Origin of the sequence: Microbacterium sp. (genome assembly GCF_047606385.1) — a bacterium.
Lineage (GTDB): Bacteria > Actinomycetota > Actinomycetes > Actinomycetales > Microbacteriaceae > Microbacterium.
In genome coordinates, this window is sequence record NZ_JASGEL010000138.1 from 1 (window position 1) to 22,093 (window position 22,093).

Genomic DNA, 22,093 nt, shown 5'->3' on the forward strand with positions numbered 1-22,093 from the left:
CCGGGGCCCCGCCGGGCAGCGCCACCAGCCGGGGCGGGGCGTCGAGCGCGACCCGCTCCCCCGCCGTCAGCGCGGCTTCCAAGCCGGGATAGGCGGCGAGCACCTGTCGCGCCCACGCGACCTGCGCGGCGGGCACCTCGACCGGCACGGGCGCCGGAGCGGCGGCCCACGTCTTCTCGGCACGCACCATGCGACGCGGGATCGCGAGGCGCAGCACGTCGGAGGCGCTCCCGGCGGCGCGGTCCGCGACCCGCCGCGCCAGGCGGTACAGCGCCGGGGGAAGGACCGGCGCCGGCGACACGACGGCGTCCAGCGTCGAGAGCGGACGATCGGCGTCCGCCGCCTCGCCGACCTCGACGAGGTACCCCTCGACGACGCGGCCCGCGGTGCGCAACGGCACCTTCACGCGGACGCCGGGCCGCGCCGCGTCCGCCAGCTCGGCGGGGATCTCGTAGTCGAACAGCCGGTCGAGCTGCGGCAGCGGCGAGTCGAGCAGCACGCGCGCGACGCGTCGTGCGGCCACGGTCAGATCCCGGCGGCCGAGCGCAGCTCGTCGACGCGGTCGAGGCTCTCCCAGGTGAAGTCCGGCAGCTCCCGGCCGAAGTGCCCGTAGGCCGCCGTCTGCGCGTAGATCGGGCGGAGGAGATCGAGCTCGCGGATGATCGCGGCCGGACGCAGGTCGAACACGTCGAGGATCGCGCGCGTGATGCGCTCCTCGGGGACGTGGGCCGTGCCGAACGTCTCGACGTAGAGCCCGACGGGCTGCGCCTTGCCGATCGCATAGGCGACCTGCACCTCGAGGCGGTCGGCGAGACCGGCTGCGACCGCGTTCTTGGCGACCCAGCGCATCGCGTACGCGCCCGAGCGGTCGACCTTGGACGGGTCCTTTCCGCTGAACGCCCCGCCGCCGTGGCGCGCGGCGCCCCCGTAGGTGTCGATGATGATCTTGCGGCCGGTCAGTCCGGCGTCGCCCTTCGGGCCCCCGGTGACGAACGGGCCGGCAGGGTTGATCACGTATCTCACGTCCGACAGGTCGAGCCCGGTCGTGGCCAGCACCGGGTCGATGACCTCGGCCTGCACCGCCGCTCGCAGCGCGGCGAGCGAGATGTCGGGATGGTGCTGGGTCGAGAGCACGACGGTCTCGACTGTGCGTGGGACGGTGCCGTCGTAGCCGAGGGTCACCTGGGTCTTGCCGTCCGGGCGGAGGAACGGCAGGGCGCCGGACCGGCGCGCGTCGGTGAGGCGCTCGGCGAGCCGATGCGCCGTCCAGATCGCGGTCGGCATGAGCTGCGGGGTCTCGTTCGTGGCGTAGCCGAACATGATGCCCTGGTCGCCCGCGCCCAGCGCGTCCACCGGGTCGACCGAGCCGCCCTCGCGGTGCTCGATCGCGGTGTCCACGCCGGCGGCGATGTCGCCGGACTGCTCCCCGATCGACACGCTCACGCCGCACGAGTCCCCGTCGAAGCCGGTGTCGCTGGAGGTGTACCCGATGCGGTTGACGACGCGGCGGACGATGCCCGGGATGTCGACGTAGCCCTCGGTGCGCACCTCGCCGGCGACATGCACCAGGCCCGTGGTGACGAGGGTCTCGACCGCCACCCGACTCCCGGGGTCGACGGTCAGCAGCGCGTCGAGGATCGAGTCGGAGATCTGGTCGCAGATCTTGTCGGGGTGTCCCTCGGTCACGGATTCGGACGTGAACAGGCGCAGTTCGCTCATCAAGGCTCCAGTATCAGGGGACGACCGCCATTATGCCCGCAGCCCCGGACACCGAGTGCCGGGGCTGCGTCACACAGCGAAAGGGGTCAGTCGGCCTGACGCAGGCGCAGCTTGTCCTCGTGGATCTCGTGCAGCGCGATCGTCAGCGGCTTGTCCTCGATGGTCGAGTCGACGAGCGGTCCGACGTTGTCGAACAGGTTCCCCTCGTGCAGGTCCGAGTAGTAGTCGTTGATCTGGCGGGCCCGCTTGGACGCGTAGATGACGAGCTGGTACTTGGAGTCGACCTTCTCGAGCAGGCTGTCGATGGGCGGGTCGATGATGCCCTGATCGCGGGTGGCCATGGCGGAACCTCCTGGTTCGGGAGACGGATGCTGCGCGCCCGGCGCGCATCCGACCATTCTACGTCACGCGGCCGCCGGCCTCAGCCGGCGAGGACGGCGATCCGCGCCGCCGCCGCCGCGACGTCGGCGTTGACCACGTGGAAGTCGAACTCGCCCTGCGAGGCGAGCTCGGTGCGGGCGGTGCGCAGGCGCCGGGCTCGCTCCTCGGCGTCCTCGGTGCCGCGTCCCACCAGTCGGTGCACGAGCTCGTCCCAGCTCGGCGGCAGCAGGAACACGAGCGTCGCGTCGGGCGCGGCGCCCCGCACCTGGCGGGCGCCCTGCAGGTCGATCTCCAGCAGCACGGTCCGCCCATCGGCCAGCGCCTTCTCGATCGGCGCGCGCGGCGTCCCGTAGCGGTGCGCGTTGTGCACCGTCGCGTGCTCGAGCAGCTCGCCGGCCGCGATCATGCGGTCGAACTCCGCGTCGTCGACGAAGAAGTAGTGCTCGCCCTCCACCTCGCCCGGCCGCGGCGGGCGCGTCGTCGCCGACACCGACAGCAGGATCTCCGGGTGATGCGCCTTGATGTGCGCGGCGACGGTGCCCTTGCCGACCGCGGTGGGTCCGGCCAGCACCACGAGACGGCTGCGCTGCGGCCGCGGCTCGGGCTCGGGCAGGCGTGCGTCGAGCCACTGGGACAGCGCGGCGCGCTGCCGCACGCCGAGCCCGCCGAGGCGCTTGACCGGCGAGATGCCGAGGTGGTCGAGGATCCGGTCGCGCTTGCTCTCCCCGATCGCGGGGATCGCGGTGAGGAAGTCGGGGACGCGCATCGTGCCCGCCGGGGATGCCGCATCGGCGGTGGCGCGGCGCAGCACCTCCTGCGGGGTGACGACGCGGGTCGCGATGTCGCGCTTCAGGCTCGCCCGCGCACGGCGCGCCGCGACCGCTTTGCGGGAGGCCGCGGCCCGATCCACCTCCGGCGGGGTCCGGGACTCAGCCATGGGTCACCGCCCGGTACAGCGCGCGCCGCTCGTCGATGCGCGCCGCGAGACCGGCGGGGCCGGCGGAGAGGACGCTGCGGCTCTCGGACGCGACGACGGTCGCCGCGGCCGGACCGAAGCGGCGCACGAGATCCGCAGGTGTCGCGCCCTGATAGCCGAAGCCGGGAGCGAGGATCGGCGCAGGCGGGACGGGCGGGACGAGACCGGCGTCGGTCCAGTCGACGGTCGCGCCGACGACGAAGCCGAGGCTCCCCCATTCGCCGACGGCCACGTGCTGCGCGTTCCGCGCGGAGACCTCCGCGATGAGCCCCGCCGAGACCGTGCTCCCGTCTTCGAGGCGGGCGCGCTGCGCCGTGAAGGCGTCGGGGTTGCTGGTCGCGGCCAGCACGAAGACGCCCTTGCCGTGCGCCTCGGCCAGATCGAAGGCATGCGAGAGCGTGCCGACGCCGAGGAACGGGTTCGCCGTCAGCGCGTCGGCCTCGAGCGGTGCGCCCGGAGTGAGCCACGCATCGGCGTACGCGTCCATCGTCGTGCCGATGTCGCCCCGCTTGGCGTCGGCGATGACCAGGACGCCCGCCGCGCGGGCGGCGGCGAGCACGTCCTCGAGCGCGGCGAACCCGGCCGAGCCGAAGCGCTCGTAGAACGACACCTGGGGCTTGAGGACGCCGACGCGGCCGGCCGCGGCATCCACGACCCGCAGCCCGAACTCGCGCACGCCCGCCGCCGAGACCGGCAGACCCCACTCGAGGAGCAGCCGCTCGTGCGGATCGATGCCGACGCACAGCGGCCCATAGGTCGCGAGCGCATCGCGCAGCCGCACGCCGAAGGTCACGGCATCCCCCACGGTCGCAGAATCACGTCGATGTCGCAGGATCCGGCCGGAATCCTGCGACGGTGGCGCGATTCTGCGACGCCGGGGGCCGGCGGCGACGACCTCGGCCGCGTCACCGGCGTCCTGCCCTCTCGATCGCGTACTCCTGCAGGCTCTTCACGTCGAAGCCCTCGCGCAGCGCCGGGAAGGCGCTGACGGCGGCGCCCAGCACGGCCATCGTCGTGAACAGCGCCTTGTCGCCGGCGACCGCCGCGGCGCGGATCTCGTAGCCGTCGGCGCGCGCGGAGCCGCCCGAGGGGGTGTTGACGATGATGTCGATGCTGCCGTCGTTGATGAGGTCGACGATGTTCTTCTCGCCCGTGGTCTGCGTGGCCGAGTACTTGTTCACGATGCCGACGTCGATGCCGTTGCGCGCCAGGATCTCGGCCGTGCCCGACGTGGCGACCAGGTCGAAGCCCAGCTCCTGCAGCCGGTGCGCGGGGAGGATCACGGCGCGCTTGTCGCTGTCGGCCACCGAGAGGAACACGGTCCCCGAGGTCGGCAGCCCCCCGTAGGCGGCGGCCTGGCTCTTCGCGAACGCGGTCGGGAAGTCGCGGTCGATGCCCATGACCTCGCCCGTCGAGCGCATCTCCGGGCCGAGCACCGAGTCGACGGTCGCGCCGTCGGCGGTGCGGAACCGCTTGAACGGCAGCACCGCCTCCTTGACGGCGACGGGGGCGTCCAGCGGCACGCGCGAGCCGTCCTGCTCCGGGAGCAGGCCCTCCGCCTTCAGCTCCGCGACGGTGCTGCCGGCCATGATGCGGCTGGCTGCCTTGGCCAGCGGGATGCCGAGCGCCTTCGACACGAACGGCACCGTGCGGCTGGCCCGCGGGTTCGCCTCGATGACGTAGAGCACTCCTGCCGAGACGGCGAACTGCACGTTCAGCAGGCCCCGCACGCCGACACCGGCGGCGATCGCGTACGTCGCCTCGCGCACCCGGTCGATCTCGGTGCGGCCCAGCGACATCGGCGGCAGCGTGCAGGAGGAGTCGCCGGAGTGGATGCCGGCCTCCTCCAGATGCTCCATCACGCCGCCGATGTACAGCTCCTCGCCGTCGAACAGCGCGTCGACGTCGAGCTCCACGGCGTCGTCGAGGAACCGGTCGACCAACAGCGGCATCCCGGGTCCGATGATGGCCTGGTCCGCCACGCGCACGAAGTAGTCGCGCAGGCTGGGCGTGTCGTAGACGATCTCCATGCCGCGGCCGCCGAGCACGAAGCTGGGGCGGACGAGAACCGGATAGCCGATCTCCTCGGCGATCGCCACGGCGCCGGAGACGTCGATCGCGGTGCCGTTGCGGGGGGCGACGAGGCCGGCGGACTCCAGCAGACGGGAGAACAGCTCGCGCTCCTCGGCGTTCTCGATCGCGGCGGGGCTCGTGCCGAGGATGCGGTAGCCCGCCTCCTCGATCCCTGCAGCCAGCCCCAGCGGGGTCTGGCCGCCGAGCTGGCAGATGACGCCGAGGATCTCGCCCGACGCGCTCTCGGCGTACAGCACCTCGAGCACGTCCTCCAGCGTGAGCGGCTCGAAGTAGAGCCGGTCGCTGGTGTCGTAGTCGGTGGACACGGTCTCCGGGTTGCAGTTGACCATGACCGTCTCGAAACCGGCGTCGGCGAGGGCGAACGAGGCGTGCACACAGGAGTAGTCGAACTCGACGCCCTGACCGATGCGGTTCGGTCCGGAGCCGATGATGACGACCTTCGTGCGGTCGGAGGGCGCCACCTCGGTCTCGGCGTCGTAGGACGAGTAGTGGTACGGGGTCAGCGCCGGGAACTCGCCCGCGCACGTGTCGACCGTCTTGTAGACCGGGCGGATGCTGAGACCGTGCCGCACGCCCCGCACCTCGGCCTCGGTGATGCCGCGCAGCTGGGCCAGCTGCGCGTCGCTGAAACCGTGCTCCTTCGCGATGCGCAAGGTGGCGGCATCCAGCTCGGCGGCCGTCCGCACGAACTCGGCGACCTCGTTGACCAGGGCGATCTGATCCAGGAACCAGGGATCGATCTTCGTGGCCTCGAAGGCCTGCTCGATCGTCGCGCCGAGCCGCATCGCCTGCTGCAGCACGACGATGCGCCCGTCGGTCGGGGTCTTCGCGATCTCCAGCAGCTCCGCCGCGGAGCGGGGCTCGTCGCCCCAGTGGAAGCTGGAGCCGCGCTTCTCCAGCGACCGCAGCGCCTTCTGCAGCGCGGTCGTGTAGTTGCGCCCGATGGCCATCGCCTCGCCGACCGACTTCATGGTGGTGGTCAGGGTGGTGTCGGCGGCCGGGAACTTCTCGAAGTTGAACCGCGGCACCTTCACGACGACGTAGTCGAGGGTCGGCTCGAAGCTGGCCGGGGTGACCTTCGTGATGTCGTTGGGGATCTCGTCGAGCCGGTAACCGATCGCGAGCTTGGCCGCGATCTTCGCGATCGGGAAGCCGGTGGCCTTCGACGCGAGCGCGGACGAGCGCGAGACGCGCGGGTTCATCTCGATGACGATGATGCGGCCGGTGGCCGGGTCGACGGCGAACTGGATGTTGCAGCCGCCGGTGTCCACGCCCACGGCGCGGATGATGTCGATGCCGATGTCACGCAGCTTCTGGTACTCGCGGTCGGTGAGCGTCAGCGCCGGCGCGACCGTGATGGAGTCGCCGGTGTGCACGCCGACCGGGTCGACGTTCTCGATGGAGCAGACCACGACCGTGTTGTCGGCCGTGTCGCGCATGAGCTCGAGCTCGTACTCCTTCCAGCCCAGGATCGACTCCTCCAGCAGCACCTCGTGCGTGGGCGAGTCGTGCAGGCCGGCGCCGCCGATGCGGCGGAGGTCCGCCTCGTCGTATGCGAAGCCGGAGCCGAGCCCGCCCATCGTGAACGACGGCCGCACGACCAGCGGATAGCCGAGCCGCTCGGCGCCGGCGAGCAGGTCGTCCATCGAATGGCAGATGACGGAGGCAGCGACATCCGCTCCCGCCTCGATGACGAGCTCCTTGAAGATCTGCCGGTCCTCGCCCTTGCGGATCGCCTCGACCTTGGCGCCGATGAGCTCGACGCCGTACGTGTCCAGGATGCCGCGTTCGTGCAGGGCCATCGCCGCGTTCAGCGCCGTCTGACCGCCCAACGTGGGCAGGATCGCGTCCGGCTTCTCCTTCGCGATGATGGTCTCGATCACCTCGGGGGTGATCGGCTCGATGTAGGTCGCGTCGGCGAAGTCGGGGTCGGTCATGATCGTGGCCGGGTTCGAGTTCACCAGGATGACGCGCACGCCCTCGGCGCGCAGCACCCGGCACGCCTGGGTGCCGGAGTAGTCGAACTCGCAGGCCTGGCCGATGACGATCGGGCCGGAGCCGATGACGAGGACGGAGTGGATGTCGTCGCGCTTGGGCATTACTTGCTGTCCTTCGTGCTCTGCTCGGCGAGGACCAGGTCACGGAACCGGTCGAAGAGGTAGTTGGCGTCGTGGGGACCTGCGGCGGCCTCGGGGTGGTACTGCACGCTGAAGGCCGGGATGTCGAGCGCCCGCAGCCCCTCCACCACGTTGTCGTTGAGGCCGACGTGGCTGACCTCGACCCGGCCGTACCCGTTCGGGCTGGACGCTTCGCCGTCCAGGGGGGCGTCGACGGCGAAGCCGTGGTTGTGCGCGGTGATCTCGACCCGCCCGGTCTGGCGGTCCAGGACGGGCTGGTTGATGCCGCGGTGGCCGAAGGGGAGCTTGTACGTGCCGAAGCCGAGCGCGCGGCCGAGCAGCTGGTTGCCGAAGCAGATGCCGAAGAACGGCAGCCGGTCGTCCAGCACGGCGCGCAGCAGCTCGACGTGGTCGGCGCTGGCCGCCGGGTCGCCCGGGCCGTTCGAGTAGAACACCGCGACCGGGTCGATCGCGCGGATCTCGTCGATGGTCGCGGTCTGCGGCAGCACGTGCACCTCGAAGCCGCGGGCGGCGAGGTTGTCGATCGTGGCCTGCTTGACGCCGAGGTCGAGCACGGCGAGGTTGCCGATGCGCTCCCCCACCGCGGGCGTGACGGCCGCGACATCCACCGACACCTGCGCGGAGAGGTTCTGGCCCGCCATCTGCGGGGCCTCGCGCACGATGCGCAGCTGCTCGCCGGGCGAGATGCCCGCGGCGTCCCCGGAGAAGATGCCGCCACGCATGGATCCGGCCGAGCGGATGTGACGGGTGACGGCGCGGGTGTCGATGCCGCTGATGCCGACGATGCCGTCGCGCTCCAGCGCCTCGTCGAGGGACTCGTCGGCCCGCCAGTTCGACACGACGCGCGAGGGGTCGCGGACGATGTAGCCGGCGACCCAGATGCGACGCGACTCCGGGTCCTCGTCGTTCACGCCGGTGTTGCCGATGTGGGGCGCGGTCTGCAGCACGATCTGGCCGGCGTAGGACGGGTCGGTGAGGGTCTCCTGGTAGCCGGTCATGCCGGTGGCGAAGACGACCTCACCCAGCGTGGTGCCGCGGGCGCCGTAGGAGCGGCCGGTGTGCCGGGTGCCGTCCTCGAGGACGAGCACGGCGGGGTCGGTGGTGAAGAGGGTCATGCGTCGGTTCCTGTCGGGGTGACGGGGGCGGACAGGAGCGGCTCGATCCCGGCGGCGAGGGCACGCGCGGAGGCATCCTGCGGACGGAGGTACGAGTCGACGACGGTGTCCTCGTCGATGCGCCAGCTCAGGCGCGTGAGGCCGTCTGGCTCGACCACGCGGTCGATCGTGACCGTCGCCTGATCGACCGCGACGAGGCGGTCGGCGGCGACGAAGACGCGGTCCTCGCCGGCGAGGTCGAGCGCGAGGCCCGCGTCGGTGACGATCACCGTCGCGCGGGCCCGGAACGCCAGGCCGCGCACCGCCAGGCGGTTCAGCGCCGTGCCGCGCGCGGTGGTGGCCACGTACAGGGCGGGGAAGCTCGCCAGGATCCGCGCGCCGGCCGGGATGTCGCCCGTCGGCGCCGTCAGCTTCGCGTCGCGCTTCACACGTCGTCGCCATCCCCACGCCATGAGGCCGATCAGCAGCACGGCGAGCACCAGCACGAGCAGCAGGTCGAGCTCTTCGTTGGTCATCGTGCCACCTCCGCGGCCGGGGTCAGGGTGCCGTCCCGCAGCGTGGCGGTGCCGGCGTGGAACGTCCAGGCGACACGGCCCGGCAGCGTACGGCCGAGATACGGCGAGTTGGTGCTGCGCCCGTGCAGGTCCGAGGCGCCGAACGGGCCCTCGCCGGACGGGTCGTGCAGGGTCAGGTGCGCGGGCTCGCCGGCCCGGAGCGGCCGGCCGTGGCCGGCGAGGCGGCCGATGTGCGCCGGCGTGCGGCTCATGACGCGGGCGACGTCGGCCCAGGTGAGCAGGCCGGTGTCGACCACCGCGAGCTGCACCACGCGCAGCGCGCTCTCCAGGCCGACCATGCCGTTCGCGGCCGCCGCCCACTCGCAGGCCTTGGACTCGTGCGGGTGCGGGGCGTGGTCGGTCGCGACGATGTCGATCGTGCCGTCGGCCAGCCCCTCCCGCACCGCCCGCACGTCCTCGTCCCGGCGCAGCGGCGGGTTGACCTTGAAGCGCGCGTCGTAGCCGCGGGCGAGCTCCTCGGTGAGCAGCAGGTGGTGCGGCGTGACCTCGGCGGTCACGTTCACGCCGCGCCGCTTGGCCCATCGGATGATGTCCACCGAGCCGGCCGTCGACAGGTGGCACACGTGCAGCCGTGAGCCGACGTGCTCGGCCAGCAGCACGTCGCGGGCGATGATCGACTCCTCCGCGACGGCCGGCCAGCCGGCCAGCCCCAGCTCGGCCGACACGGTGCCCTCGTTCATCTGGGCGCCCTCGGTCAGCCGCGGGTCCTGCGCGTGCTGGGCGACGACGCCGTCGAACGCCTTCACGTACTCGAGTGCACGGCGCATGATCAGCGGGTCCCATACGCAGAACCCGTCGTCGCTGAAGACCCGGACCCGCGCGCGCGAATGGGCCATGGCGCCGAGCTCGGCCAGGCGCTCGCCCTTCTGCCCGACGGTCACCGCGCCGATCGGCTGCACCGTGAGGTAGCCGGCGGCCTCGCCGAGGGCCAGCTCCTGCTCGACCACGCCGGCGGTGTCGGCGACCGGGGAGGTGTTCGGCATCGCGAACAGCGCGGCGAAGCCCCCTGCGGCCCCCGCCTGCGAACCGGTGAGGATCGTCTCGCTCGCCTCGTAGCCGGGCTCGCGCAGGTGGGTGTGCAGGTCGACGAGGCCCGGCAGGGCCACCAGGCCGTCGGCGTCCACGACGGTCGCGCCCGTGCGGCTCAGGCCCGCGCCGATCTCGGCGATCACCCCGTCCTCGAGCAGGATGTCGGCGGTCTCGCCGCCCTCGATCGTCGCTCCCGTGAGGAGGAAGGTCTCGCTCATCGTGCGTCCTCCTTCCCGTCGCGTTCGCCCGCCAGCAGCAGGTACAGCACGGCCATCCGCACCGACACGCCGTTGGTCACCTGTTCCAGCACCGTCGACCGGGGCGAGTCCGCCGCATCGGCCGAGATCTCCAGCCCCCTGTTCATGGGGCCGGGATGCATGACAATGCTATCGGCCGGCAGCGCCGCGAGCCTCGCGGCGTCCAGGCCCCAGGCCCGGCTGTACTCGCGTTCGGTCGGGAAGTACGCCGCCGTCATGCGCTCCAGCTGGATGCGGAGCATCATCAGCGCGTCGGGGCCTGCAGCGATCGCCGCGTCCAGGTCGTACTCGACCGTGGCGGGCCAGGCCGACACGTCCTGTGGGATGAGCGTCGGCGGCCCGACGAGGGTGACCTCGGCGCCGAGCGTGCGCAGCAGCCACACGTTCGAGCGGGCGACGCGCGAGTGCAGGATGTCGCCGACGATCGTGACCCGGATGCCGTCGAGGTCGCGGCCGCGGCTGTCGGCGCCGAAGACGCGCTTGCGGATCGTGAACGCGTCCAGCAGCGCCTGGGTGGGGTGCTCGTGCGTGCCGTCGCCGGCGTTGACGACGCCCGCGGTGATCCAGCCGCTCGTCGCGAGCGTGCGCGGCGCGCCGGAGGCCTGATGGCGGATGACGACGGCATCCGCGCCCATGGCCTGCAGCGTCTGCGCGGTGTCCTGCAGCGACTCGCCCTTCGAGACGCTCGAGCCCTTGGCGGAGAAGTTGATCACGTCGGCGCTCAGGCGCTTCGCGGCGGCCTCGAACGAGATGCGGGTGCGGGTGGAGTCCTCGAAGAACAGGTTGACCACGGTCTTGCCGCGCAGCGTCGGGAGCTTCTTGATCTCGCGGCTCTGGGTGTCGGCCATGTCCTCGGCGACGTCGAGGATGCGCAGCGCCTGGGCGCGCCCGAGGTGCGTGGTGTCGAGCAGGTGCTGCATCAGTCGCGACCCTCGATCGTGACGGCCTCGTCGCCGTCGCTCTCGGCGAGCCGCACGTTCACGCGCTCGTCGCGCGCGCTGGGCAGGTTCTTGCCGACGAAGTCGGGGCGGATCGGCAGCTCCCGGTGACCGCGGTCGACGAGGATCGCGAGCCGCACCGCGGCGGGCCGACCGATGTCGCCGATGGCGTCGAGGGCCGCGCGGATGCTGCGGCCGCTGAAGAGCACGTCGTCCACGAGCACGACGGTGCGCCCGTCGATGCCCTCGGCCGGGATGCGGGTGCGCTGTGGGGTACGGGTCGGGTGCTTGGCGAGGTCGTCACGGTACATCGTGACGTCCAGCGCGCCGACCGGGACGCTGGCGCCGGCGAACTCGGCGATCAGGGCGCCGATGCGATCGGCGAGGATGACGCCGCGGGTCGGGATGCCGAGGATCACCAGGTCGTCGGCGCCCTTGTTCGACTCGAGGATCTCGTGCGAGATCCGAGTCAGCGCACGGGCGATGTCGGCTTCGTGCAGCACGGTGCGCGTGCTCATCCGCCGCTCCCTTCTCCGCCTCTCGGACGGTGTTAAAGGTTGCTTGTGGTGCTCGCTCCACCCTACCCGACCGCGCCGCCGGTGCGCGTCCCCGCGCCCCTCGTCCGCTCCGCCGACCGCGAGACCGCATCTGCGCGCCGAAAGGGTGGGGTTCACCCACGGTCTCGGCGCGCAGATGCGGTCTCGCCGATTCGACGCCTCAGCCGGCGGCGGTCGCCTCGACGAACAGCGCGTCCTCGACCGGATGCGAGCGGATCGGGTGGCCCTGCGTGGTCAGGCACTTGCCGCTGCGCAGGTCCCAGCTCCAGTCGTGCAGCGAGCAGGTGAGCACACCGTCCTCGATCCGGCCGGTCTTGGTGAGGTCGGCGCGCAGGTGCGGGCAGCGGCGCTGCACGATCCAGTCGCCGAGCTGCGAGTCCTCGGTCTGATCGGTCTGCTCGGCGTACCAGTTCTCGACGTACTCGATGCGGTCGCGCGAGAGGCACTTCAGGAACGTGGTGAGGAACTCGTTGAACTTGCCGCTGCGGCCGACGTCGAACTGCATCGACAGGAAGATCGAGTTCGACCAGTCGATCTCGTGATCGACGATGTTGGTGGAGACCAGGTCCGCCGGGATCGTGTACCAGTACACGCATTCCTCCCCGGCGTACTCCCGCACCTTCGCCTTCGGGAAGTCGACGACCAGGTCGAGCTCGCCGATGCGGAAGCGCACGTTGCCGCCCACGCCGTTGCGGATGGTGCGGGCCCGGCGCAGCAGCGGCTCCCACCACTCCTTGATCGCGGCGAACATCTCGTCCGGCGCCAGCACGGGAGCCCGACGCGCCTCCTCGGCCCGCACCTCGTCCTGTCGGCTGTCACGCTGCTCGGCGAGGTAGGTCCACTTGTCGCCGAAGATCCGATCGATCTCGGCATCCATGTACAGGGTCTGGGTGACCTCGATCTCCCCGCCGTCGAGGTCGACCTGCGTGCCCGGCACGAACAGGTACCCCTTCTGCTCCGGCCGCTGCGCGCGCATGTGCGCGAGGAACTGCGCCTGGTCGGTGAAGATCGAGTCGTCCTGAAGGCCCCACCCGTTGAAGCGGAACAGCTCCTCGCGCAGGAACATCGGCGGCCCCGCCATCGGGAACACGTGCTCGGCGTCCACCTTCTCGATGTAGTACATCGCCCGCTTGTTCTGCGCGTCGCGCTTGAGGCGGGCGAAGTTCTGCTTCGCGTCCTGCGGCAGGTCGTAGACCATGGGCCACCAGATCGCACCGGACACCTGGGTGAAGTACGCGTCGGGCTTCGAGAAGCCCAGCAGCGTCTCCAGATCCAGCGGGTGGGAGTCGTTCTGGTTCAGGATGCTGGCGGTGCCGTCGTCGACCGAGAGCGACGAGTCGCCGATCGGCCCGTCGCTGGGGGCGCGCAGCGGCGTCACCATGAGCGTCACGCCGTCGTAGGCGAGCGGCACGCCCGCCTGCGTGTAGACGATGTTGTCGTAGCCGAGGGCCCGCAGGTCGGTCTCGAGGTCGTCGGTCGGGTAGTCGGGAAGCAGCACCGGGATGTCGCGCCGCACATAGCGCTGCAGCATCCGCGGGTCGAAGTGGTCGCGATGCCGGTGCGAGATGTACAGGAAGTCGGCGGCTCCGAACCGCTCCCAGTCGAGACCCCGGTTGTCGGGGAACGGGAACCAGGAGCCGAAGAACGACGGACCGATCACCGGATCGCAGAGGATGCTGCCACCCGCCGTCTCGATGAACATCCCGGCGTGCCCGAGACCCGTGATCCGCATGCGGTTCCTTCCCTGTCGAACGACTCCCGAGTCTACGCGGGCGCACCTGGACGCGGCGGGGACGGCGCCGTGAGAAAAGACGACGCTACGGCTCGACGAGGCCGCGGATGTCGTCGGCGGTCAGCTCCTGCGCGAACAGCGCGTCGTCGTCGACCACCGCCTGGAACAGCCGCGCCTTGCGCTGCTGCAGCGCGAGCACCTTCTCCTCGATCGTGTCGGCGGCGATGAGGCGGTACACGATCACCGTGCGTGTCTGCCCGATCCGGTGCGAGCGGTCCACGGCCTGCGCCTCCGCGGCCGGGTTCCACCACGGGTCGAGCACGAACACGTAGTCCGCCTCGGTGAGGGTGAGCCCGAACCCGCCGGCCTTGAGGCTGATGAGGAACGCCGGCGCCGTGCCGCGACGGAACCGATCGATGACCTCGCCGCGCCGCCGGGTGGAGCCGTCGAGATACTCGTGGTCGATGCCGGCGGCCGTCAGCCGGTCGGCGACCAGAGCCAGGAACGACGTGAACTGGCTGAAGATGAGCGCCCGGTGCCCCTCGGCGGTGACCTCCACCAGCCGGTCGAGCAGCGCATCCGCCTTGCTCGAGCCGATGGCGGCGTGGCGTCCGTCGACGAGCACGGGCGCGAGGCTCAGCATCCGCAGCAGCGTGAGCGAGCGGAACACGATGAACCGGTTGCGGTCGAGGTCGTCGAGCAGGCCGAGCACCTTCTGCCGTTCCCGCTGCAGGACGCGGTCGTACAGCGCCCGGTGGGCGGGCTCCAGCGCGACGCGCAGCTCGAGCTCCTGCTTGGGGGGCAGCTCGGTCGCCACCGCCTCCTTGGTGCGCCGCAGGATGAGCGGCCGGATGCGGCGGCGCAGTCGTGCCAGGCGCGCTCTCCGGAACGGACCGGCTTCGGCGTTCTCGGGCACCCTGCCCTGTTCGATCGGCTGCACGTACTCCTCTCGGAAGCGCCGGGCGGAGGGGAACAGGCCGGGGGCGGTGAGGGAGAGCAGCGACCACAGGTCGGTCAGCGAGTTCTCCAGCGGCGTGCCCGTCGCCGCGAACCGCGCGTCGCACCGCAGCCGGGCGATCGCCCGGTGCAGCTTGGTGCGCGGGTTCTTCGCGAACTGCGCCTCGTCGAGGACGACCGCCGACCAGCCGGTGCGGGCGAACTCGTCCGCATCGAGCCGCAGCAGCGTGTAGGAGGTCAGGACGATGTCGGCGCGCGCGGCGGCATCGGCCACCGGCTCGCCGCGCCGGGCGGTGGTGCCGTCGAGCGCGACCACCGCGAGGCCGGGGACGAAGCGCGCCGCCTCGGCGGCCCAGGTCGGCAGCACCGAGGTCGGCGCGACCACGAGCACCGGCCCGGTCCCGGGCTCGGAGCGGATGTGCGCGGCCAGCGCGAGCAGCTGCAACGTCTTGCCGAGCCCCATGTCGTCCGCGAGCACGCCGCCCAGCCGGTGGCGCCACAGGAACGCGAGCCAGTCGAAGCCGGCGCGCTGATACGGGCGCAGCTCGGCGGTCACACCGGTCGGGACCGGTGTCGGCGGCACCCGCTCGACGTCGCGCAGGCCCGTCACCAGCGACCGCCACGACAGGGCGGGCTCGCTGACGTCGGCCAGGTCTTCGAACTCTGCCCACAGGTCGGTCTGATGACGGCTGATGCGGGTCGTCTCGGGCTCCCACTCGTCGAGGTCGGCGGCCTCGGCGAGCAGGTCGCGCAGCCGCTGCAGCGACGGATGGGACAGGGAGAAGTAGGCGCCGTCGGCGAGCAGCAGCTTGCGCGTGCCGCGCGACAGCGCGGTGATCAGGGCCGCGAGCGGGATGCGGCGCTCCCCCACGCAGACGACGACGCCGAGGTCGAACCAGTCCGGCTGGTCGCTCTCCACCGTCCGCACCCGGATCTCCGGCTCCTCGGCGAGCTCGGTGTACCGCCGTGCCGGCGCGTTCCCCTCGACCCGCACGCCGGGAAGGCCTCGCCAGGCCGGCAGCACCTGCGCCGCGAACTCGGCGGTCTCGACGCCGCCGAGACGACCCGCCGGCGCGAAGGACGTCGCCATCGCCGCATCCCACGCCTGTTCGAGGGACGCCGTGAGCGATGCCTCGGCGGCGCCGTCGCGGTCCGCGTCGAGCGGCTCGTCGAACCCGATGCGCGCCCGGCCCGCGTACGACCACGAGATCCGGTACTCGACGGCGTGGGCCGGGTCGAATTCGACCGCGACGACCGCCACCGGCGGCGCCGCGACGGGTGTCGGGATGCCCGCGGGCAGCCGCACCGTGGCGCGGCGGGCCAGCCGCGGCAGCCCCTCGGCGATGAAGGCGTCGCGCTCATGGGCGGGCACCGCCATCTCGCCGCCGGCGGCGAGCAGAACACGCAGCGGCTCGCTCAGCGCGGCCGGCGCCAGCACGATCGGCACCGGGTCGCGGTCGATCTCGACGGCGTACACGCCGGTGCTGCCCACTGCGCCGACGACGACCTCTCCGGCGGCGAGACCCTCGATCTCGGGCACGGCACGCAGCAGCATCCGGTCGCCGTCGTCGGCCACGTCGACGGCCACCGCCCCGTACCGTGCGAGGCGCACCGTCTGGCCCGTGGCCGCCGGCAGCAGCTCGACGCCCGCGTCCCGAGCCGCCGCGAGATGCGGCCAGAGCAGCGTCGACCGTCCCCCGTCGAGCGTCAGCCATTCGCCGGATCCGCCGATCCCGCCGGGCGCGGCGCCGCCGGTGAGGATGGTGGCGAGCTCGGTGAGCCAGCGCGCCTGCTGCGGCACGAAGCGCGCGGCGCCGCGCCGCACGGCATCCCACGAGGCGTCGCCCCGGATCCAGGCACCGGTGCGGTCGCTGCGCATGAGCGGCCGCACCGCGAGACTGAGGTCGTCGCGACGCGCCACGAGACCACGCGCGGTGGCCGCCGTGGTGCGCCGCGGCGCCCAGTCGTCGGCGCGGTACGGGCTGCGCTGGCGCAGCTCGACACCGAGAGCGAGCGGCACGACGCCGGTCTCGGTGTCGCCCGCCACGAGCGAGCGCCATGTCGGGGCGGCCGTCGAGGCCGGTCCCGGACGGGTCGTGGCCGCACCGAACGGGCCTGCTGGTCGCGGCGATGGGACGACCGTGGGACTCCCGGCGGCGTTGCTGGCCAGCAGCGCCGCGATCGCGTGCTTGCAGCCCTCCTGCACCGGACACGAACACTGCGCGGAGAGCACATCGCCCGCGCCGAGGAGGATCGTGCAGCGGTACACGTGGTGTCCGCTGCCCCGGACATCGGCGGTCAGCACGCGGGCGGCACCGTCCCATGCCGTACGGCGGACCGCGCCAGACCGGAAGTATGCGACGCCCCGGTCATAACTGCCGCCCCACGCGATCGCCCGGATCGCGGCGGGGTCAACGAAAGGCGCCGACATGCGATCCATCCTCGCAGGAGGCGCCGACACGCCACGCGCGGTCGATCAGACGCCCGTGACCTCGACCCCGCGCTCGCGCGAAGGTGGTACGGGCTCAGCGGGTGCGGGCGATCCGTCCCAGCACGCCGTGCACGAACGCGCCGGACTCCTCCGTGGAGAACTCCTTCGCCAGCTCCACGGCCTCGTCGATGGCGACGGCGTCCGGCACCTCGTCGTTGCACAGGATCTCCCACACGCCGATGCGCAGCACCGCGCGGTCGACGGCCGGCATCCGCTCGAGCCTCCAGTCGCGCGCGTGCGTGACGATCTGCTCGTCGATCTCGTCCTGGGCCGCGATCACGCCGTCGACGATCTCGCGCGCGTAGAGCCACGAGCCCTGCCGGGAGGGCTCGCCGGCCGCGCGTCGGGCTTCGGCCGCCAGCACGACGGCGGCGTCCTCCCCGCGGACGTCGGCCTGGAAGAGGATGTCGAGGGCGCGCTTGCGCGCCTTGCTGCGGGCGCTCACGCGTCAGTTGACGCGGCCGAGGTAGTCACCCGTGCGAGTGTCGACCTTGACCTTCGTGCCGGTCTCCAGGAACAGCGGCACCTGGATCTCGTAGCCCGTCTCGACGGTGGCGGGCTTGGTGCCGGCCGAGGAGCGGTCGCCCTGCAGGCCCGGCTCGGTGTAGGTGATCTCCAGCACGACGGATGCCGGCAGGTCGATGTACAGCGGGTTGCCGTTGTTGAGCGCGATCGTGACCTGCTGGTTCTCCAGCAGGAAGTTCGCCGCGTCGCCGACGGTCGCCGCGGGGACGTTGATCTGGTCGTAGTCGCTCGTGTCCATGAACACGAAGCTGTCGCCGTCGTTGTAGAGGTACTGGAAGTCGCGGCGGTCGACGTTCTCGATCTCGATCTTCGCACCGGCGTTGAAGGTCTTGTCGACGACCTTGCCGGTGAGCACGTTCTTCAGCTTGGTGCGCACGAACGCACCGCCCTTGCCGGGCTTGACGTGCTGGAACTCCACGACGCTCCAGAGCTGCCCGTCGATCGACAGGACGACGCCGTTCTTGATGTCTGCGGTGGATGCCATGGCTGTGGAGTTTCCGTTCGTGTGGGTCGAGTTCGCGGGGGCTCGAACGCGTCGACGCGCGGCCCGACCGCCCAGTCTACCGCGAGACCGCATCCGGCCGCCGAGACCGTGGCGCCGAACCACCCTCTCGGCGCAGCGATGCGGTCTCGCGAGACGGCGGTTCAGCCCTCGGCGGCGCCGGCGATCACGTCGACGAGGCGGGCGACGGCGATGGCGTAGCCGGCGACGCCCTCCCCGACGACGTGCACGAGCGCGACGTCGTGCACGTACGAGTGGTGGCGGAACTCCTCGCGCTCGTACACGTTCGAGATGTGCACCTCGGCCACCGGCAGCGCGACGCCGGAGAGCGCGTCGCGCAGCACGACCGAGGTGTGCGTGAGACCGCCCGGGTTGATGACGATGCCGGCGCAGTCCGTGCGGGCCGCGTGGATCGCATCGAGCAGGACGCCCTCGTGGTTGCTCTGCACAGCGCGCACCTCGAAGCCGTGCGCGGCCGCGGCGTCCGTGGTGATCCGCTCGACGTCGGCGAGGGTCTCGTGCCCGTAGATCCCGGGCTCCCGGATGCCGAGGAGGTTCAGGTTCGGACCGTTGACCAGCAGCAGGCGACGCGGGGTGCTCACCGTCACGACGGTACTCCACCGGCGGCGGCGCCCTGCGCGGCCATCCGCACCGGGGCGTTGCCGGCCCCGAAGCCGTCGTAGCCGTCGATGCGCTCGACGAACTCGAAGAAGACCTGTCCGACCGTCTCGGTGTAGAAGTTCAGGTACTCCCCCGCCTCGTCGCGGTCGTAGACGATGTCGAGTCCGCGCAGGCGCTCGACGAAGCCCGCCGGCAGGTCGAATCTCGCGGCGAGGTCGTCGTAGTAGTTGCCGGGGATCGGCAGCACCGGCAGCCCCCGCCCGCGGGCGGCGTGCGCGAGGGCCAGGACGCCGTGGCAGCGGAGGGCGACATGCTGACTCGCGCCGCCGGGCAGTCCCCGCTCGGCCACGATCGGGGGCGCGACGTTCAGCGGCACGCGCACCGCCCCGTCGGGCGTGCGCAGCACACGGGACTGCACGAGCCCCCGGGGGCTCGCCACATCCGTCCCGCCGGCCGAGCTGAGGCCGAACACGGCCGGGTAGAACAGCATGGACTCGTCCACGACCTGCCACGGCTGGGTCAGGCTCACGTGGTCCACGGCCTCGATCGGCGCTTCGCGCACGGGCTCGCCGTGCTCGAACTCGGACACCCATGCCGGTTCGCCGCCCGCGACCGCCCAGTACACCTCGGTGCCGTCGGGCGCCACGACGGCCGGCAGCAGCTCCTCGTGCGCGTAGGTGCGTCGATAGGCCGCGGGCACCCCCAGCGCGCGCACCCGCTCGGACTGCCGCGCGGGGTCGTCGACCGCGAGGCCGAACGCCGACAGGTGGGGGGCCAGGTCGCGGGCGTGCTGCTCGTTCAGCACGATCCGCGCCCGCCCGGCCGACCAGAGGGCGACGGGCTTGGTCCGGTGCCGGCCACGCGGCGTGAAGCCGGCCTGCTGCAGCATCCGCTCGATCGGCGAGGTGTCCTCCGCGGTGACCTCGACGAAGTCGAATCCGCGCGGCGGGTCGAGGGCCGGGAGCCGCTCGAGGCCCGGGAGGCCGGCGCGGGCCGTCACGGCGTCCTCGAGCCAGCGCAGCGACCGGCGGGCGTGCGCGGCCGTGCGGGCGGGGTCGGTCTGCCGGAAGGTGTCGTTGAAGACCTCGAGCGACAGCGGGCCGGTGTACCCGGCCCGCAGCACGTGAGCCGTGAAGCCGGCGAGGTCGAACACGCCCTCGCCGGGGAAGAGCCGGTGATGACGGCTCCAGCTGAGCACGTCCATCGACAGGTCCGGGGCGTCGGCGAGCTGCAGGAAGAAGATCTTCTCCCCCGGGATCGCCTCGATCGCCGCAGGGTCGTGGCCGCGGGAGAGCACGTGGAACGAGTCGAGGCAGACCCCGACCGCAGGGTGGTCGGCCCGTTGCACGATGCGCCACGCACGTCGGTAGTCGTCGACGAACCGGCCCCAGGCGAGCGCCTCGTAGGCGATGCGGATGCCGTATCCCGCCGCGAGGTCGCCGAGCACCCGCAGCTGCGCCGCGCTGACCTCGTCGTCGTCGACGGTCGCGGTGCCCGCGTTGGAGCAGCACAGCACCAGGTCCATGCCCATGCGGCGCATGAGGGCGAACTTGGCCTCGGCCCGACGCAGCACGCGTGCGAACTCGGCCTCATCGACGCCCTCGACGTCGCGCATCGGCTGGTACAGGTCGAGCGTGAGCGCCAGGCGGTCGGCCAGCGCACGGATCTCCTCGGGGCTCTCCGGTGCGGCGATCAGGTCGGGCTCGAACAGCTCGACGCCGTCGAAGCCGGCGCGCGCGGCGGCGACGAGCTTGTCCCGCAGCGTCCCGGACAGGCACACGGTGGCGATCGACGTCTTCATCCGCCGCAATGTACCATGCGGTACATTATGCCGTCGAGCCCGCTCGGCTATCCTGAGCGCGTGCCCCCCCGCCAGCGCGACGCCGAGCGCACCCGCGCCGAGCTGCTGAGCGTCGCCACGGAGGTGTTCGCCGCCGACGGCTACTCCGGCGCCCGCGTGGACGAGATCGCCGAGCGCACCCGCACCACGAAGCGGATGATCTACTACTACTTCGGCAGCAAGGAGGGCCTGTACCTCGCGGTGCTCGAGAACGCCTATCTCGGCATCCGCGAGGCCGAGCGCCGCATCGACGTCGATCACACCGACCCGGTCGAGGCGGTCCGCCAACTGGCCGAGCTCACCTTCGACCACCACGTCACACACGACGACTTCATCCGCCTGGTCGCGATCGAGAACGTCCACCGCGGCGAGTTCATCCGCCGCATCGAGACGCTGCGGCAGCTGGCCCAGCCGGCGAAGACGCTCCTCGACGAGATCCTCGATCGAGGCCGCGACGCCGGCGTGTTCCGCGATGACGTCGACGCGATCGACGTGCACCTGGTCATCAGCGCCTACTGCGTCTTCCAGGTCGCCAATCGCTACACCTTCGGCTACCTCTTCGACATGGACTTCGCCGACCCGGCGCGGCGCGCCCATCTGCGCGCGCTCATCGGCGAGGTCGTCGTCGGCTGGCTGACCTCCGCCGCGCGCTGAGCCTCCCGCCTCAGGGGGCGTTGACACGATAGGTGGCGCGTGCTTTACTCCGTACGTACCAGTTAGTACATTAGGAGCGGGCGCAGCCGCCCGCCGTGTCGAAGGAGACCGCGTGCAGCCCGGACATCCATTCCTCGTGGGGCTGGTCGGCACCGGCGTCACGCCCTCGCTCACGCCGCCGATGCACATGGCCGAGGCGGCCGCGCTCGGCATCCCGTACCTCTACCGCCCGATCGACATGACCGTGCTCGGTCTCGGCACCGGCGATCTCGGCGCGATCCTCGACTGGGCGGAGCGTCTCGGCTTCGACGCCCTGAACATCACCCACCCGTGCAAGCGAGCGGTGATCGCGCACCTCGACCATGTCGACCCGGTCGCCGCGGCGCTGGGCGCCGTGAACACCGTGGTCTTCGGGGCCGACGGGCGCCGCGGCTACAACACCGACACGACCGGTTTCGAGCGCGCGTTCGTCGCGGGCATGGCGGATGCCGACACGTCCCGCATCGTGCAGCTGGGCGCCGGCGGTGCCGGATCGGCCGTGGCCGACGCCCTGCTGCGGCGCGGCGTCGACGGCCTCACCCTCGTCGACGTCGACCCGGAGCGCGCCCGCCGCCTGGCCGCCGAGCTCACCGCCCGGCATGGCACGGCAGTCGCCGTGGCGCCGGCATCCGGGATCGCCGAGGCGCTGCGCTCGGCGACGGGTATCGTGCACTGCACCCCTACCGGCATGGCAGAGCACCCCGGCCTCCCCTTCCCCGCCGACCTGCTGCGGCCCGACCTCTGGGTCGCGGACATCGTCTACCGCCCCTATGTGACGGAGCTGCTCGCCACCGCGAGGAGCATCGGCGCGCGCACCCTCGACGGCGGCCGGATGGCGGTCTACCAGGCCGTCGACGCCTTCGAGCTGATCACCGGCGTCCGCCCGGACGTCGCCCGCATGACCGACCACTTCCAGCGTCTCGTGGCCGACCACGAGATCCTCGTCTGACACT

At 71.9% G+C, this 22,093-nt stretch carries 17 protein-coding genes and 2 pseudogenes; 2 read left to right on the plus strand and 17 right to left on the minus strand.

What is annotated here, in order from left to right:
• From QM626_RS14455 to QM626_RS14535, 17 genes and pseudogenes are all read right to left on the minus strand, one after another.
• Nucleotides 1-523: pseudogene (locus QM626_RS14455) on the minus strand (primosomal protein N'); the annotation flags it as partial.
• Nucleotides 524-525: 2 nt separating this feature from the next.
• The gene (gene metK / locus QM626_RS14460; protein WP_415077664.1) at nt 526-1,719 is read right to left on the minus strand and encodes a methionine adenosyltransferase; all 1,194 of its coding nucleotides are present in this window, start codon (nt 1,717-1,719) and stop codon (nt 526-528) included.
• Nucleotides 1,720-1,805: 86 nt separating this feature from the next.
• The gene (rpoZ, locus tag QM626_RS14465; protein WP_415077665.1) at nt 1,806-2,060 is read right to left on the minus strand and encodes a DNA-directed RNA polymerase subunit omega; all 255 of its coding nucleotides are present in this window, start codon (nt 2,058-2,060) and stop codon (nt 1,806-1,808) included.
• Between the two features lie 80 nt (nt 2,061-2,140).
• Complete coding sequence (gmk, locus tag QM626_RS14470) at nt 2,141-3,037, minus strand: guanylate kinase (RefSeq protein ID WP_415077666.1); 897 nt, start codon at nt 3,035-3,037, stop codon at nt 2,141-2,143.
• Nucleotides 3,030-3,881 (minus strand): orotidine-5'-phosphate decarboxylase, encoded by an 852-nt coding sequence (pyrF, locus tag QM626_RS14475; RefSeq protein ID WP_415077667.1) that lies wholly within the window; start codon nt 3,879-3,881, stop codon nt 3,030-3,032. Before pyrF ends, gmk begins: the two co-directional genes overlap by 8 nt.
• Nucleotides 3,882-3,981: 100 nt before the next feature.
• Nucleotides 3,982-7,269, minus strand: coding sequence for a carbamoyl-phosphate synthase large subunit (carB, locus tag QM626_RS14480; RefSeq protein WP_415077668.1), 3,288 nt, complete (start codon nt 7,267-7,269; stop codon nt 3,982-3,984).
• Entirely contained in the window at nt 7,269-8,423 is a 1,155-nt protein-coding gene (carA, locus tag QM626_RS14485; RefSeq protein ID WP_415077669.1) for a glutamine-hydrolyzing carbamoyl-phosphate synthase small subunit, read from the minus strand. Before carA ends, carB begins: the two co-directional genes overlap by 1 nt.
• Nucleotides 8,420-8,938: a hypothetical protein gene (locus QM626_RS14490; protein WP_415077670.1), complete on the minus strand. Its 519-nt coding sequence runs from the start codon at nt 8,936-8,938 to the stop codon at nt 8,420-8,422. Before QM626_RS14490 ends, carA begins: the two co-directional genes overlap by 4 nt.
• Nucleotides 8,935-10,245 carry a dihydroorotase gene (locus tag QM626_RS14495; RefSeq protein ID WP_415077671.1) on the minus strand — a complete coding sequence of 437 codons (1,311 nt, stop codon included), beginning with the start codon at nt 10,243-10,245 and terminating at the stop codon, nt 8,935-8,937. Before QM626_RS14495 ends, QM626_RS14490 begins: the two co-directional genes overlap by 4 nt.
• On the minus strand, nt 10,242-11,204 hold the full coding sequence (locus QM626_RS14500; RefSeq protein WP_415077672.1) for an aspartate carbamoyltransferase catalytic subunit: 963 nt from the start codon (nt 11,202-11,204) through the stop codon (nt 10,242-10,244). Before QM626_RS14500 ends, QM626_RS14495 begins: the two co-directional genes overlap by 4 nt.
• Nucleotides 11,204-11,797: pseudogene (gene pyrR / locus QM626_RS14505) on the minus strand (bifunctional pyr operon transcriptional regulator/uracil phosphoribosyltransferase PyrR); the annotation flags it as partial. The gene QM626_RS14500 and the pseudogene pyrR, both read right to left, overlap by 1 nt.
• A 142-nt stretch (nt 11,798-11,939) precedes the next feature.
• The gene (locus QM626_RS14510) at nt 11,940-13,511 is read right to left on the minus strand and encodes a Rieske 2Fe-2S domain-containing protein (RefSeq protein WP_415077673.1); all 1,572 of its coding nucleotides are present in this window, start codon (nt 13,509-13,511) and stop codon (nt 11,940-11,942) included.
• Between the two features lie 85 nt (nt 13,512-13,596).
• Nucleotides 13,597-16,899: an SNF2-related protein gene (locus QM626_RS14515; protein ID WP_415077674.1), complete on the minus strand. Its 3,303-nt coding sequence runs from the start codon at nt 16,897-16,899 to the stop codon at nt 13,597-13,599.
• A 94-nt stretch (nt 16,900-16,993) separates the two neighbouring features.
• On the minus strand, nt 16,994-17,404 hold the full coding sequence (nusB, locus tag QM626_RS14520) for a transcription antitermination factor NusB (RefSeq protein WP_415077675.1): 411 nt from the start codon (nt 17,402-17,404) through the stop codon (nt 16,994-16,996).
• 3 nt (nt 17,405-17,407) lie between these two features.
• Entirely contained in the window at nt 17,408-17,968 is a 561-nt protein-coding gene (efp, locus tag QM626_RS14525; protein WP_415077676.1) for an elongation factor P, read from the minus strand.
• A 161-nt stretch (nt 17,969-18,129) separates the two neighbouring features.
• Nucleotides 18,130-18,588 (minus strand): type II 3-dehydroquinate dehydratase, encoded by a 459-nt coding sequence (gene aroQ / locus QM626_RS14530; RefSeq protein ID WP_415077677.1) that lies wholly within the window; start codon nt 18,586-18,588, stop codon nt 18,130-18,132.
• Nucleotides 18,589-18,590: 2 nt separating this feature from the next.
• Nucleotides 18,591-20,408, minus strand: a complete 1,818-nt coding sequence (locus tag QM626_RS14535; RefSeq protein WP_415077678.1) for a bifunctional sugar phosphate isomerase/epimerase/4-hydroxyphenylpyruvate dioxygenase family protein — start codon at nt 20,406-20,408, stop codon at nt 18,591-18,593.
• 60 nt (nt 20,409-20,468) lie between these two features.
• Between QM626_RS14535 and QM626_RS14540 the strand changes: the two genes are divergently transcribed.
• A complete protein-coding gene (locus tag QM626_RS14540) occupies nt 20,469-21,101 on the plus strand; it encodes a TetR/AcrR family transcriptional regulator (RefSeq protein ID WP_415077679.1) in 633 nt (210 codons plus the stop codon).
• Nucleotides 21,102-21,213: 112 nt separating this feature from the next.
• Entirely contained in the window at nt 21,214-22,089 is an 876-nt protein-coding gene (locus tag QM626_RS14545; protein WP_415077680.1) for a shikimate dehydrogenase, read from the plus strand.
• Nucleotides 22,090-22,093 lie beyond the last annotated feature (4 nt).

What these genes read in the sequence shown, in the direction of transcription:
- metK (WP_415077664.1), bottom strand. Translation starts at nt 1,719, where the DNA reads ATGAGCGAACTGCGCCTGTTCACGTCCGAATCCGTGACCGAGGGACAC.
- QM626_RS14495 (WP_415077671.1), bottom strand. Translation starts at nt 10,245, where the DNA reads ATGAGCGAGACCTTCCTCCTCACGGGAGCGACGATCGAGGGCGGCGAG.
- QM626_RS14490 (WP_415077670.1), bottom strand. Translation starts at nt 8,938, where the DNA reads ATGACCAACGAAGAGCTCGACCTGCTGCTCGTGCTGGTGCTCGCCGTG.
- QM626_RS14510 (WP_415077673.1), bottom strand. Translation starts at nt 13,511, where the DNA reads ATGCGGATCACGGGTCTCGGGCACGCCGGGATGTTCATCGAGACGGCG.
- QM626_RS14535 (WP_415077678.1), bottom strand. Translation starts at nt 20,408, where the DNA reads ATGAAGACGTCGATCGCCACCGTGTGCCTGTCCGGGACGCTGCGGGAC.
- QM626_RS14515 (WP_415077674.1), bottom strand. Translation starts at nt 16,899, where the DNA reads ATGTCGGCGCCTTTCGTTGACCCCGCCGCGATCCGGGCGATCGCGTGG.
- efp (WP_415077676.1), bottom strand. Translation starts at nt 17,968, where the DNA reads ATGGCATCCACCGCAGACATCAAGAACGGCGTCGTCCTGTCGATCGAC.
- gmk (WP_415077666.1), bottom strand. Translation starts at nt 3,037, where the DNA reads ATGGCTGAGTCCCGGACCCCGCCGGAGGTGGATCGGGCCGCGGCCTCC.
- carB (WP_415077668.1), bottom strand. Translation starts at nt 7,269, where the DNA reads ATGCCCAAGCGCGACGACATCCACTCCGTCCTCGTCATCGGCTCCGGC.
- carA (WP_415077669.1), bottom strand. Translation starts at nt 8,423, where the DNA reads ATGACCCTCTTCACCACCGACCCCGCCGTGCTCGTCCTCGAGGACGGC.
- QM626_RS14500 (WP_415077672.1), bottom strand. Translation starts at nt 11,204, where the DNA reads ATGCAGCACCTGCTCGACACCACGCACCTCGGGCGCGCCCAGGCGCTG.
- rpoZ (WP_415077665.1), bottom strand. Translation starts at nt 2,060, where the DNA reads ATGGCCACCCGCGATCAGGGCATCATCGACCCGCCCATCGACAGCCTG.